Genomic DNA, 13,482 nt, shown 5'->3' with positions numbered 1-13,482 from the left:
GTCGCCGCTATTGCAATGGTTCTGCGTGCGATTACTAACATATCCATAACAATGCTGACTGGGTACGGTCATAAAGCTGCGGCATAATCGGTGCGCAGTCTCAAAAAATTGAAAGCGTTGATGTTATCTTCACTGGCGTTCTACACTGGCGAGATAATCAGATGGCGTTGCTGACAAGGAGATCGATTTTGCGTTTTACCAAAAAAACGGTGCTGGGAACCCTTTTGCTGTCATTAATGGCCGCATCACTGCAGGTCCAGGCATGGGAAAAAGGCCGTACTTATAAATTTACCGTGCTGCACACCAATGATCATCACGGACGCTTCTGGAATAACGATCACGATGAATATGGTCTGGCCGCGCAGAAAACGCTGGTGGACACTATTCGCTATGATGTGCAGGCCCATGGCGGGCAGGTGCTGGTTCTCTCCGGTGGTGATATTAATACCGGCGTGCCGGAGTCCGATTTGCAGGACGCCGAACCTGATTTCCGCGGTATGAACCTGATTGGTTACGATGCGATGGCGCTCGGCAACCATGAGTTTGATAATCCGCTCCCGGTGTTACGCCAGCAGCAAAAGTGGGCTAAATTCCCGCTGCTTTCCGCCAATATCTACCAGAAAAGCACCGGTAAGCGTCTGTTCCAGCCCTATGCGCTGTTTAACCGTATGGGACTGAAAATCGCAGTTATCGGTTTAACCACCGATGACACCGCCAAAATCGGCAATCCGGAATACTTTACTGATATGGAGTTCCGTAAACCCGCCACCGAAGCGAAAGCGGTAGTTGAAGAGCTGCGTGCGAAAGAGAAGCCGGATGTGATTATCGCCGCGACCCATATGGGTCACTACGATAACGGCAAACATGGTTCCAATGCGCCGGGTGACGTGGAGATGGCGCGCGAGTTGCCGGCAGGTTATCTCGATATGATTGTCGGCGGTCACTCCCAGGATCCTGTCTGTATGGCCAGCGACAATGTGAAACAGGCCGACTATGTGCCGGGTACCCCATGCGCGCCGGATCGGCAGAACGGCACCTGGATTGTGCAGGCGCATGAGTGGGGCAAATATGTTGGTCGCGCGGATTTCACTTTCCTCAATGGCAAACTGACGCTGGAGCATTATGCGCTGCTGCCGGTTAACCTGAAGCACAAAGTGAAAAACAGCGATGGCTCGGAAAGCTGGGTTAACTACACCCAGCAAATTGATAAAAATCCGGCGATGATGAAATTGCTGACCCCGTACCAGAAAAAAGGTGAAGCGCAGCTGGGAGTGAAGATCGGCAGCGTTAACGATCATCTGGAAGGCGATCGCAGTAAAGTGCGCTTTGTGCAAACCAACCTGGCGCGGCTGATCCTCAGTGCGCAGATGGATCGTACGAAGGCTGATTTTGCGGTGATGAGTGGCGGGGGCGTACGTGACTCCATCGAGAAGGGCGAGATCACCTATAAAGATGTGCTGAAGGTGCAGCCGTTTGGCAATACGCTGACCTATGTCGATATCAAAGGCAGCGAAGTGGAGAAGTATCTGGCAGTTGTTGCCAATAAGCAGGTGGATTCCGGTGCTTACGCGCAGTTTGCTAACGTCAGCCTGGTGGCGGATGGCGAAGGAGTCAGCGAGATTAAAATCAAAGGTGAACCGTTGCAAATGGATAAAACCTACCGCATGGCGCTACTGAGTTTTAATGCCACTGGCGGTGACGGCTATCCGATGGTCAGTAATCTGCCCGGCTACGTCAATACCGGTTTTGTCGATGCGGAAGTGCTGAAACAGTATATTCAGCAGAATTCCCCGCTGGATGCGGCGAAGTTTGCTCCGCAGGGGGAAATAGTTTATCTCAGCGCCGAACAGAAGCAGGCGAAAGAGAAAGAGAAAGAGAAAGAGAAAGAGAAAGCGGCGGAGCCTGAGAAACTGCGCGCGCCGAAGTATCCAAAGATGGATACCGCTTCGTTATAGTTTTATGTTTTTAAGGTCCAGGTCCAGGTCCAGGTCCAGGTCAAAGGCGTTTCGCTCGCCCACGTGGCGAGCGAGTTAAGGCCCGTAAGCGCGGGCCTTAACAATCCGCGCTTGCGGCAGGGCGAACGCCCGCTGTGCGGGTTCCTTCGCAAAACCCTCCCTCCTGACGGACCGGGTTGGACGTGCTCCCGGCACGGCCAACTCTTTCGCCGCGTCCATGCGGCTCATCCTGGAGTGAGGTTTTTACTCAGCGTTCTTAATGCCGCCTCCAGGTCAAAACCATCAATGTGAGCGCGGTGTTTCACTGCGAAATAATTTGCAGGATGGCGAGGTATGGGAGGTGGGTTCCCAGTGCCGGGGCGACTGTCGGCCCTGGGTCGGTCGGCCTTCAGGACGAAAGAAATGCCCTTGATTTTGACCTTCAGCAGTTGACCTTAAAGTGCTCCTGAGCTGCGCCCGACCAATTTATCAAACCTCACATGCCCGCCGCGCCATCAGCTTCTGCCGCAAGGTATCCCACATCCAGTTATAAAATACGGTGTAGGGCAGGAAGAACAGGAAGAAGGCCATCTCAATCATAAACGCCTGCAGTAAGCTGATCCCCAGCATCCACGCCGCCAGCGGCAGACCCATAAGAATAAAGCCCCCTTCAAAACCCAGCGCATGCGCCACGCGCAGGGCTGGACCACGCTTAGTTTTGCCCGGCGGATAAAAGCGATCGAAAATGCTGTTATAGATCATGTTCCACACCATGGCGACAGTCGACAGCATGATCGCCAGTGCGCCCATCTGAAACAGCGGTTTATCCATAATCCAGGCCGCTGCGGGCGCAACAATAAGAATTGCCAGCACCTCAAAGCCTGCAGCATGTAAAAAACGTTCTTTCAGTGTTCTGGTACGCATATTTGCTCCTTAATCGGTTTCGGCAGCTATTTTCATCGTTTTTACTGATAAAATAAAATGAGTATCCATCGATAAAAGCGATAGAGTGCCATGCGTTATTCACCTGAATCACTGGAAGCCTTTGTTCAGACTGTTGAGAGCGGTTCGTTTTCCGCCGCCGCACGTGCGTTGCGTAAAAGTCAGTCTACTATCAGTACCGCCGTGGCAAATTTAGAAGCCGATCTCGGTTTCGCGCTGTTTAACCGCGAGGCCTGGCAACCAGTGCTGACCGAAGAGGGACGGCGCGCGCTGGCGCAGGTGAAGGAAATTCTCGCTGCCAGCGAGCGGCTGGAGGAGCTTGCGGTGCGCCTGGCGGGTGAGGAAGAGCCTTTTCTTAGCATGGCGATCTCCGATTTCTGGCAGACCGATCATCATGAGTCTTTGCTGAAGCGGCTGGCGGCGCGTTATCCGCTGATCGAATTTGACTGCATGATTGCTGAAGATGCCGATGTGATTGACGCGCTGCAGATGGGGCGCGCGCATATTGGGGTGGTGCGGGCACAGCCGCATTTGCCGCCGGATATCGCCTGCTCACGTCTGCAGGTGCAGGCGCAGATGGCGATCTATATTCACCAGGATCATTCGCTGGCGCAGCAGAGCAAGGTCAGCTGGAATCAGCTTACTCCTGAACGCCAGTTACGGCTGAATACCTGGACGCAGAATGACAGTGACCGACCGGTGGGCAAAGTATGGTCAGCACCGTCGTATCTGTTGCTGCTGGAGATGGCGGAGCAGGGTTTTGGCTGGAGTATCCTGCCACGCTGGCTGGTCAGGCAGTTTGGTCATCAGGTATTGACGGAGCTGCCAGTTAACGGCTGGCCGCAGAATATTGCGGTCGATGCGCTATGGTCAAAACGCTCTCCACCGGGGCCGGCAGGGCGCTGGATGATCGATCAGCTCTGCGCGCAGCGACCTGATTAGTCGCGGCGCGCGATATCGGCCAGCGTGGCATCAAGCAACTTTGCCAGATCGCTGGCCGCCAGCTCAATATCCAGCCCGCGTTTACCGCCGGAGATATAGATGCCCGGCCACTGCATCGCCAGATGATCAATCACCGTTGGCAGGCGCTTCTTCTGTCCTAGCGGGCTGATGCCGCCAATCAGATAGCCGGTGATGCGCTGGGCCAGCAGCGGATCGGCCATATCCGCTTTTTTTGCTCCCAGCGCTTTCGCCACTTTCTTTAAATCAAGCTGACCCGACACCGGCGTGACCGCCACTGCCAGATTTTTTGCGTCGCCATTGAGCGCCACCAGCAGCGTTTTATACACCTGATCAGCATTCAGATTCAGCTTACGTACAGCTTCGTCGCCGAAGTGTGTTTCATCACTGTCATGCTGGTAGGAATGCAGGGTAAAGGCGACTTTATGTTTTTCGAGAAGTTTAACCGCCGGGGTCATGGGCTGTCCTTGGTCAGAATAATCTTATATAGCTGGTGAAGAAAAGTACTGGCGAAAATCCAGGCTTTGAGCGACAATCGCCATCCCATCAGCAAGTCACTTGCGGTGGATAACCAAAATCATAAATAAATTCCTCTTTGACGGGCCAATTTTAATATTGGCCTTTTTTTTATCTGCCTTTCAGCAGATCCGGCAAATTGCCATCGCCATAGAGATGCAGCGCACCTACCGCAACGATATAGCGGCCTGGCGGCATGCTTAGTAACGCATCTGACCAGCGCTGGTTGCGCTGGTGCATTAATACATCATTCAGTTCACTGCTAAATGTGCTCGGCAGTTCGACCTGACGCTGACCCGGCGGCGCTTCAAGCCACCAGCTCACCATGGTTTGCAACATGCGCGCATTGGTGTGCCAGTGCTGCAGCGTATCCTCCAGCAGCGGCATACCGTTATCCGGCAGCGCTTTCAGCAGTTCGAGCTGTTCGTCCGGCCCTTCCAGCTCAATAATTTTTAGCTCGCGCTGTTTAGCGGCCTGCAACAGCTGATAGTCGATACCGTAATCAGGTCGCAGCCCCAGCCGTTGCGCCTGCTGCGCCTGTAACATCAGCGCTACCTGCCAGCCCGGCAGCGAGGCGATCATCTCCGCATTAATCGCCAGCTCATCACAGAGGCGCAGCAGCGTTGGCATATTCTGCACTGACAGGCGCTGCTCCAGCGGCGCATGGGTTTCGCTATGGGCGAAAGGCGAAGCGCCGCCGGTAATATCCGCCTCGACAATCAGCGCATCGGCGCGATTAAGACGCTGCAGCAGTGCTGCGGGTAGCGGCATCATATCGCGGGTACCCATATGGATACTGCCGACCAGATGAAGCTGGCGCTTAGCGGGCAACATGATATCCAGCGCCGGATATGCATACTTCACCGGAGAGAGTGCTCTGAACAGGGAGCTGACTCTGTGCAGTAATTTAACCATTATGCCGCCTCATGAAAGGAAACGATTTATGCTAGCGGTTAAACTTACTGATGAACAGAGGAAAGCTCTGTAATGCGCCAGTTACAAGGCGAGGTAATCCCTGTACATCAATACTTTGGCGGCTGATAACGCAGCAGGCGATTGGCATTGCTGACCACGGTAATCGACGATAATGCCATCGCCGCCCCTGCCACTACCGGGCTTAGCAGGGTGCCAGTCAGCGGATAGAGCACCCCTGCAGCAATCGGTATCCCCAGTGAGTTATAGATAAAGGCACCCAACAGGTTCTGCTTCATATTGCGTAAAGTGGCCCTGGCAATCGCCAGCGCGTCGGCCACGCTGTTCAGGTCGTGGCGCATCAGGGTGATGGCAGCGGTTTCAATCGCCACATCACTGCCGCTACCCATCGCAATGCCGACATCAGCCTGCGCCAGCGCCGGCGCATCGTTAATGCCGTCGCCAATCATCGCGACCTGGTGACCCTGTTGTTGCAGCTGAATAATCGCCTGCGCTTTGCCATCGGGTAGTACGCCGGCAATCACCTGATCCAGACCGGCCTGGCGCGCAATGGCACTGGCGGTCGCCGGGTTATCCCCGGTCAGCATCACCAGGCGATAGCCCAGCTGATGCAGACGTTGCAGCGCTTCGCGACTGCCAGTCCGCAGCGGATCGCGGATCGCCATTACCGCCACCACCTGACCCGCCGCCGCCAGCAACACCGGCGTGGCGCCGCTCTCTGCCTGCGCGCTAACCACGCTTTCCACTGCCGCAGTATCTATCTGATGCTGATGCATCAGTGCGCTGTTGCCCAGCAGCATCGGCACGCCGTCAATTGTGCCGCTGACCCCAAGGCCGCGTATTGTACGAAATTGCTCAGTTACCGGCAGAGTTTGGTTATTGGCGCGTTCAGTTATCGCCCTTGCCAGCGGGTGGCTGGAACCCTGCTCAAGTGCCGCGGCCCACAGTAATACCTGCGCTTCATCGATCTGATTAAAGGTGAAAATATCGGTAACGCGCGGGACACCTTCCGTCAGCGTGCCGGTTTTATCAAATACCAGCGTATCAAGGCTGCTGGCGCGTTGCAGGGCATCGGCATCCCGTACCAGCACGCCAAATTCGGCAGCGCGGCCGACGCCGGAAATAATCGACATTGGCGTCGCCAGCCCCAGCGCGCAAGGACAGGCGATAATCAGCACGGTAGTGGCAATCACCAGGGTGTAAACCAGCTGCGGCTGTGGCCCAACGAAATACCAGATGGCGGCGCTGAGCACGGCGATAGCCACCACGGCTGGTACAAATACCGCTGAAATACGGTCAGCCAGTTTGCCGATTTCCGGCTTGCTGCTTTGCGCCTGGCGAACCATCTGGATAATCCGCGCCAGGGTGGTGTTTTTGCCAACGGCGCGCGCGGTAAACAGTACGCTGCCATCCTGTAGCAGCGTTCCGGCATGCAGCGCATCACCCACTGATTTCTGCTGCGGCAGCGGCTCGCCGGTCAGCATCGCTTCGTCCAGCCAGGCTTCACCCTGATTAATATCACCATCCACCGGAACGCGATCACCGGTGGTCAGACGCAAAGTCATACCTGGCGTCACTGCGCTTAATGGCAGGGTTTGCTCGCCCTGTTCAGTCACCACCCGGGCGGAAGGGGGTGTCAGATCCAGCAGCCGCTCCAGCGCTTTTGAGGAGCGCTGACGTGCCCGCTGCTCCAGCGCATGGCCAAGGTTAATCAGGCCAATAATCATCGCACTGGCTTCATAATAGAGATGGCGCGCCGCCATCGGGAAAAAGTCGGGCCAGATATTAACGCTAATCGAGTAGAGCCAGGCCGCAGACGTACCCAGCGCCACCAGCATATCCATGGTCGCCGCGCCTTTTAGCAGGCTGCGCCATGCGCTGCGATAGAAATGACCACCGGCAGTCACCATCACCAACAAGGTAATTACGCCGACCACCAGCCAGCCACTACGGTTGCTGGCGGTCAGCATCATATTATCGCCGAACATTCCCCATACCATCAGCGGGATACCCAGCGTCAGCGCCAGCGCTGACTGCCAGCTAAAACGGCGCATCGCGCGGCGGGCGTTGTGCTGCTGTTTTTCCCGCCGCAGCTGGTCATCCTCGATAACTTCCGCGTGATAACCGGCGCTGCTCACCGCGTGCACCAGCGCCTCGGCTGTCACAGAACCCAAAACCAGGGCGCTGCGATCCGCCAGGTTTACCCTTGCCTGGACGACACCCGACACCTGTTGCAGCGCATTCTGCACCCGGCTGACGCAACTGGCGCAGCTCATGCCGTCGATCAGTAACTGATGGCTGTCGGTGGAAGAGGGGGCCGGAAGCTGTTGAGTATCCGCTGTCAGCGCTTCCGGCTGAAGGTCTGAATCTGGCAACGGGTCAGGCTTTGGGTGGATGTCGCTCTGTTGCAGGCTGGCGTGATATCCGGCCTGTTCTACGGTGGCTATCAACTCAGCGCCGGTGGCAGCGCCGGTCACCCGAGCTTCGATGATCGTGACATCCACCTGTTCAACATCGGTACGCTGTTCCAGTGCTTCTTTGACTCTTTTTACACAGTGGCCGCAGGACAAACCGTCCAGCGCCAGTAACGTAGTTTGTGACATAGTTATCGCTCCTGATTATCCATCCTGACTTAATATCAATCTGGATTGAATTCAAGGTTAAACCTTCCATCAAGGGGAAGGTCAAGCAGTTATCCTGATAATTAAAAAACAACCTTTGGTGTCTGACCAGACAATTTGGTTTCACTCGTTGACCTGATGATTTTTTCAGTATTGTGCGCTACGCGAAGAAATGGACTGGTACTGGCGATAATCATGTACGGGTAAGTTTCAGCAGTTGCAGGTTGCTGAAATAACAGAGACCGGAGGGATTATGAAAATCATTTCGATTATCATGCTATCAATATTGTTGTCAGGGGGCTGTACATCCTATAACGCTGTACAGCTTAAACCGGAACAAATTGGCAGCCAATACAGTTATTATAAAACAGAACCACCGCTGTACGTTGGCGATATCATTAAATACAAATTAAAAAGTGGTGACAGTGGTCAGGTGACGATAGAAAAAATAGAACCAAATTCTATTGTCGCTAATAATGGTCAGGTAATTCCTCTCTCGCAGATAGCATCGATTGAAAGAAAAGATCTCTCTAAAACAAAAACGTCCGCTTTGGTTGGCGGTAGTGCTGTAACCGTCGCTATCGTTGTTGCCATTGGTGTCGCTGTGGTAGCAATAGCGAAAGGGGCCGGTGGTGCATTTTAGTTTTTAAATCCGTTAATGGGCTGGGGAAGCATTAACAGGCAAAGAGAGGTGAAAATCGCGAGCCGACACGGTATCTCTCCGGGCAACATCTGTTAAGATTCCGCTGGCGAACAGGTGGTTATAAAAGGTGCAACGATGAATATCAGTGATGTGGCAAAAAAAACCGGGCTCACCAGTAAAGCGATTCGTTTTTATGAGGAAAAGGGCGTGGTGACGCCGCCTCTGCGCAGCGAAAATGGTTACCGTAGTTATACCAGCAAGCATATCGAAGAGCTGATGCTGCTGCGCCAGTCACGGCAGGTAGGGTTTAATCTGGATGAATGTCGCGAGATGGTGGCGCTGTTTAATAATCCGCAGCGGCATAGTGCTGATGTCAAAGCACGTACGCTGGATAAAGTGGCGGAAATTGAAGCGCACATCCAGCAATTAACCCTTATGCGCCAGCGCCTGCTGGCACTGGCGGAGGCTTGTCCGGGCGATGACAGCGCCGATTGCCCGATTATCAATAACCTTGCAGGCTGCTGTCACACCGGTAAAACAGTTAAATCCGGGGGCTGATTCGCAGGGTGATCCCCTCAACGGCGGTCACTATCACCTCACTCCCTGCGGGCAGATCGTTGTCAGCCTGAACGCGCCAGCTGCTGTCGCCGATTTTCACATGACCCAAACCATTAACCAGTGGTGTCTGCAGAGTCAGATGCAGGCCAATCATCTGGCTGCCGCGCTTATTTAGCGTACTCGGTGTCTGTTTACGGTCACGTCGCTGCATCCAGCGGAACCATAACAGAGCCGATACCATAATCAGCAGCGCAAATATGCCGCCCTGCCACTCCCACGACAGTGGCAACAGCCAGACCAGCAGCCCAACCAACACCGCCGAGATACCACTCCACAGCAGATAGCCACTGGTTCCCAGCATTTCGGCGGCCAGTAACAGCCCGCCTAACGTCAGCCAGAACCAGTGTGGGTGGGCAATCATTTCAGCCAGCATCAGTTTTTACTCCGATCCTTCTTGCTCTCGTTTAATAACTCGCTGATGCCGGCAATGGAACCCATCAGGCTGGTGGCTTCCAGCGGCATCAGTACCACTTTACTGTTATTTGCCGAACCAATTTTTTGCAGTGCATCGGTATATTTCTGGGCGACAAAGTAGTTAATCGCCTGCAGGTCGCCTGCGGCAATGGCTTCAGAAACCATCTGCGTGGCGCGCGCTTCAGCTTCGGCGGCACGTTCACGCGCTTCAGCTTGTAAAAATGCTGACTGGCGTTCACCTTCAGCTTTCAGAATTTGTGACTGTTTATCGCCTTCCGCACGCAGAATGGCGGCCTGGCGTACCCCTTCAGCTTCAAGGATATCGGCGCGTTTGGTACGCTCCGCTTTCATCTGTGCATTCATTGAGGCAATCAGCTCGGCGGGTGGACGCACGTCACGAATCTCAATACGCGTCACTTTAATGCCCCAGGGATTGGTGGCTTCATCAACAATATGCAGCAGACGGGTATTAATATTGTCACGCTGTGACAGCATCTCATCCAGCTCCATCGAGCCGAGTACGGTACGAATGTTGGTCATGGTGAGATTAAGGATCGACAGCTCAAGGTTGCTGACTTCATAAGCGGCCCGCGAGGCATCAATCACCTGAATAAAACAGACGGCATCAATAGTGACGTTGGCGTTGTCTTTGGAGATGATCTCCTGCGAGGGAATATCCAGTACCTGTTCCATCATATTGATCTTGCGACCTACACGATCCATAAAAGGAACGATCAGGTTAAGTCCGGGGGAGAGTGTTTTGGTATAACGGCCAAAGCGTTCAACCGTCCACTGATAGCCCTGTGGGACGATTTTGATACCAGACCAGACAACAATAAGCGCCAGTATGATGAGTACCGGGATAATGGCTAACATAGATAAACCTCCTGACTGTTAAATTGACGGGCCGAGTCGCTTCGGCCCGCTTGATTCCTGAATTAGTAGAGCAAAGAGTAGAGCTGACGACGGTATTTTGCCGCAAGTGCATCGCCGGTGCCAAGTGCCGCAAGGATCTCCTGCAACATTTTACGCACCTGGCCATCCGCCGCATTCATATCTTTTTTCAGATGGATAAGCAGTAACTCCAGCGCTTCTTCATTACGCCCAACCTGATGCAACTGGAGAGCGAGTTTCGCCGCCAGTCCGGCATTCTCTGGTTCCGCTTCCAGCTGCTGTTGCAGCTGCTGGATCTCCGGCGTATCAGCGGCCTGTTTCAGCAACTCAATCTGCGCCAGCAGCCCCTGATAACGGGTATCCTGATCCTGAAGCGGTACGACCTTAAGAATGGTTTCGGCTTCATCGCTGCGGTTTAACGCGATCAGCACTTCAGCCAGCAGAAAACCGACATCACTCGACTGGTTGCTCAGCTGCCAGGCATCTTTCAGCAAGGGCAGCGCGTCGATCATTTTGCCTTCCTGCATCAGCGCCACGGCTTCCTGCGCCTTCAGCTCTTCCGGACGTGGCAAAACCTTTTCCAGCAATGCGCGTACAGCTTCTTCAGGCTGCGGCCCCTGGAAACCATCAACCGGCTGGCCGTTCTGGAACAGATAGACTGTCGGGATAGAGCGCAGTCCAAACTGAGACGCCACCGCCTGTTCGGTATCGCAATCCAGTTTAGCCAGAATAAACTGCCCTGCATACTCCTGCGCCAGGCGATCCAGAATCGGCGTCAGCTGCTGACAGTGCTGGCTGCGTTCAGACCAGAAGTAGAACAGCACCGGTATGGACGTCGACTGCTCCAGTGTCTGGTGCAGGTTGGATTCATTGATGTTGATAATCGAAGCTTGTGGTGACATGAATTCGTCTCTTTTGCTGATGACTTTGTAACGATATTGGGGCGTAACCCCTGGCTTCAAGCGAAATTATTATTACACGTCTAGTTACTGCGCAAAATGCGATCCAGCATCCAGCCCGGCAACAGGCGGCGCAAAATAGTCATAGCGTGCGCCACCATAGTTACCGGATAACGTATTTTGGGCCAGCGACTCTCTAAAGCATGGCGCAATTTTGGCAGGATTGCTTCCGGCGGCAGAGTAAAACGCGCCGCGATACCCGGGTTGGTGACCGGTTGGTCCTGCCGGGTCTGGTTCACATTATCAGTAAATCGGGTATGAATCGGACCGGGCTCAATCAGGCTGACCCGCACGCCCGTGCCATGCAGCTCCATGCGCAGCGCATCAGACCAGGCTTCCAGTGCATATTTGCTGGCGGCATAAGCGCCACGGCGCGGTGTTGACACTAATCCCATCACCGAACTGGTATTAATAATGCGGCCTGCGCCATTGGCCAGCAGCGCCGGCAACAGTAATATTGTTAGCTGATGAGTGCCAAAAAAGTTGGTAGAGAATTGCTGCTCCAGTTGCTGGCGCGACAGGGTGTCCAGTGCGCCATAGACGCCATAACCGCCATTGTTAAACAACGCGTAAAGATCGTTACCGGTGAGTTCAATCACCTGCTGCGCCGCGCGTTCAACGCTGTGTGCATCATCAAGATCGAGTTCTATACCGGTAAAACCGAGCTGATCCATACGTGCGACATCGTCGGCTTTACGGCAGGCGGCCAACACCCGATAACCACGATGCAGCAAATCATGAGCTGCTACCAGGCCAATGCCGCTTGAGCAGCCGGTAATTAAAATAGACTTTTGCATAATCCTCTACGCTGCAGATGTTATTTATTGCTTCAGGATAGTGCGTTTTTTGGCAATATCCTGTTTTCCTGCCATCAGTCTACACGTTATATCGCTAAGAAGGCATTGGTTGCGTGAGATAAAACGTATTTATCTGAGTGATATATGAAGATGTGAAAATATAATTGGATTCATTATAAGCATGTATATAAAACAACTCTCTTACAGCAGGTTCAGAGTATTTTATATTGCGAAATAAAAGGTGAGAAGCGTAAACTCTGCGGTGGGTGCTCTGGATCTTATTTGTCCCGAGCATAGGCAAGGGACAGAAAGAGAAAGGCCCCACCCCGACGATATAAGTCAAAGTGAGGCCACCCTCATGCCAGACAACATGATGGTAGCCTTTTACCTGCCGCAAGGCAATAAGGAGATAAGGCAATGGCGCCATTAAAACTGCGATTACTGAGTCTGATAATTATCTGTGTGACAATACTTATTGTTGCATGGATAAGCCATAATTCGCTTTGCGAGTTAGTTATCAGGCGAGGTAGTACAGAGGTTGTGGCGACTCTGGCTTACGAATCCAGAGGTTAAGGCAACCCAACGGCGGGGGGTAACCCCCGTCTGTTGGTTGTAAGGCAGAGATCCCTGAGCACCCGTCCTGAATTATTCTTATGATAATTATTCTGGTTTTATAATTAATAATTGAAATTACTGATGACAGGATTTAATTAACTCTGGTTTATCTGAATGTTATATTGCATACCAGGTGGCGTGATATATAAACTCTGCGGCGGGTGCTCTGGATCTTTTTTGTCCTGAGCATTGGCAACGGACAGAAAGAGAAAGGCCCCACCCCGACGATTAAGTCAAAGTGAGGCCACTCTCATGCACGACAACATGATGGTAGCCTTTTACCTGCCGCAAGGCAATAAGGAGATAAGGCAATGACGCCATTAAAACTGCGATTACTGAGTCTGATAATTATCTGTGTGACAATACTTATTGTTGCATGGATAAGCCATAATTCGCTTTGCGAGTTATATATCAGGCGAGGTAGTACAGAGGTTGTGGCGACTCTGGCTTACGAATCCAGAGGTTAAGGCAACCCAACGGCGGGGGGTAACCCCCGTCTGTTGGTTGTCAGGCAGAGATCCCTGAGCACCCGTCCTGAATTATTCTTATGATAATTATTCTGGTTTTATAATTAATAATTGAAATTACTGATGACAGGATTTAATTAACTCTGGTTTATCTGAATTTTATATTGCA

At 53.1% G+C, this 13,482-nt stretch carries 14 protein-coding genes; 6 read left to right on the top strand and 8 right to left on the bottom strand.

Going from position 1 to position 13,482, the window contains the following annotated elements:
• Positions 1 to 188 precede the first annotated feature (188 nt).
• On the top strand, positions 189 to 1,955 hold the full coding sequence (gene ushA / locus N5923_RS00425) for a bifunctional UDP-sugar hydrolase/5'-nucleotidase UshA (RefSeq protein WP_267141391.1): 1,767 nt from the start codon (positions 189 to 191) through the stop codon (positions 1,953 to 1,955).
• Between the two features lie 468 nt (positions 1,956 to 2,423).
• On the opposite strand, the gene N5923_RS00420 is transcribed toward ushA, so the two are convergent.
• Complete coding sequence (locus N5923_RS00420) at positions 2,424 to 2,858, bottom strand: multidrug/biocide efflux PACE transporter (RefSeq protein WP_267141390.1); 435 nt, start codon at positions 2,856 to 2,858, stop codon at positions 2,424 to 2,426.
• A gap of 90 nt (positions 2,859 to 2,948) precedes the next feature.
• Between N5923_RS00420 and N5923_RS00415 the strand changes: the two genes are divergently transcribed.
• Positions 2,949 to 3,818: a LysR family transcriptional regulator gene (locus N5923_RS00415; RefSeq protein WP_267141389.1), complete on the top strand. Its 870-nt coding sequence runs from the start codon at positions 2,949 to 2,951 to the stop codon at positions 3,816 to 3,818.
• Here N5923_RS00415 and ybaK read toward each other — a convergent pair.
• The 3 genes from ybaK to copA all read right to left on the bottom strand — a co-directional run bounded on the left by ybaK (position 3,815) and on the right by copA (position 7,888).
• The gene (gene ybaK / locus N5923_RS00410) at positions 3,815 to 4,294 is read right to left on the bottom strand and encodes a Cys-tRNA(Pro)/Cys-tRNA(Cys) deacylase YbaK (protein ID WP_267141388.1); all 480 of its coding nucleotides are present in this window, start codon (positions 4,292 to 4,294) and stop codon (positions 3,815 to 3,817) included. The genes N5923_RS00415 and ybaK overlap by 4 nt on opposite strands.
• 169 nt (positions 4,295 to 4,463) lie before the next feature.
• The gene (locus N5923_RS00405) at positions 4,464 to 5,267 is read right to left on the bottom strand and encodes a TraB/GumN family protein (protein WP_267141387.1); all 804 of its coding nucleotides are present in this window, start codon (positions 5,265 to 5,267) and stop codon (positions 4,464 to 4,466) included.
• A gap of 107 nt (positions 5,268 to 5,374) precedes the next feature.
• On the bottom strand, positions 5,375 to 7,888 hold the full coding sequence (copA, locus tag N5923_RS00400; protein WP_267141386.1) for a copper-exporting P-type ATPase CopA: 2,514 nt from the start codon (positions 7,886 to 7,888) through the stop codon (positions 5,375 to 5,377).
• A 271-nt stretch (positions 7,889 to 8,159) separates the two neighbouring features.
• Between copA and N5923_RS00395 the strand changes: the two genes are divergently transcribed.
• Positions 8,160 to 8,549 carry a hypothetical protein gene (locus tag N5923_RS00395; protein WP_267141385.1) on the top strand — a complete coding sequence of 130 codons (390 nt, stop codon included), beginning with the start codon at positions 8,160 to 8,162 and terminating at the stop codon, positions 8,547 to 8,549.
• Between the two features lie 135 nt (positions 8,550 to 8,684).
• Complete coding sequence (cueR, locus tag N5923_RS00390) at positions 8,685 to 9,107, top strand: Cu(I)-responsive transcriptional regulator (protein WP_267141384.1); 423 nt, start codon at positions 8,685 to 8,687, stop codon at positions 9,105 to 9,107.
• Here the strand turns inward: cueR and N5923_RS00385 are convergent.
• The 4 genes from N5923_RS00385 to N5923_RS00370 form a co-directional block, all read right to left on the bottom strand.
• A complete protein-coding gene (locus N5923_RS00385; protein WP_267141383.1) occupies positions 9,091 to 9,540 on the bottom strand; it encodes an NfeD family protein in 450 nt (149 codons plus the stop codon). The genes cueR and N5923_RS00385 overlap by 17 nt on opposite strands.
• Positions 9,540 to 10,457 (bottom strand): SPFH domain-containing protein, encoded by a 918-nt coding sequence (locus tag N5923_RS00380; protein WP_267141382.1) that lies wholly within the window; start codon positions 10,455 to 10,457, stop codon positions 9,540 to 9,542. The genes N5923_RS00385 and N5923_RS00380 overlap by 1 nt, the downstream gene beginning before the upstream one ends.
• A 62-nt stretch (positions 10,458 to 10,519) precedes the next feature.
• Positions 10,520 to 11,377, bottom strand: a complete 858-nt coding sequence (locus N5923_RS00375) for a co-chaperone YbbN (protein WP_267141381.1) — start codon at positions 11,375 to 11,377, stop codon at positions 10,520 to 10,522.
• A gap of 80 nt (positions 11,378 to 11,457) precedes the next feature.
• Positions 11,458 to 12,231 (bottom strand): SDR family oxidoreductase, encoded by a 774-nt coding sequence (locus N5923_RS00370; protein ID WP_267141380.1) that lies wholly within the window; start codon positions 12,229 to 12,231, stop codon positions 11,458 to 11,460.
• Positions 12,232 to 12,648: 417 nt separating this feature from the next.
• Here N5923_RS00370 and N5923_RS00365 point away from each other — a divergent pair, with 417 nt between their 5' ends.
• On the top strand, positions 12,649 to 12,804 hold the full coding sequence (locus tag N5923_RS00365; protein WP_267141379.1) for a Hok/Gef family protein: 156 nt from the start codon (positions 12,649 to 12,651) through the stop codon (positions 12,802 to 12,804).
• A gap of 353 nt (positions 12,805 to 13,157) precedes the next feature.
• Positions 13,158 to 13,313: a Hok/Gef family protein gene (locus N5923_RS00360; RefSeq protein WP_267141378.1), complete on the top strand. Its 156-nt coding sequence runs from the start codon at positions 13,158 to 13,160 to the stop codon at positions 13,311 to 13,313.
• Positions 13,314 to 13,482: the final 169 nt, after the last annotated feature.

Source organism: Winslowiella arboricola (assembly GCF_025527015.1).
Classification (GTDB): domain Bacteria; phylum Pseudomonadota; class Gammaproteobacteria; order Enterobacterales; family Enterobacteriaceae; genus Erwinia; species Erwinia arboricola.
This window is presented reverse-complemented; position numbering and strand designations above follow the sequence as displayed.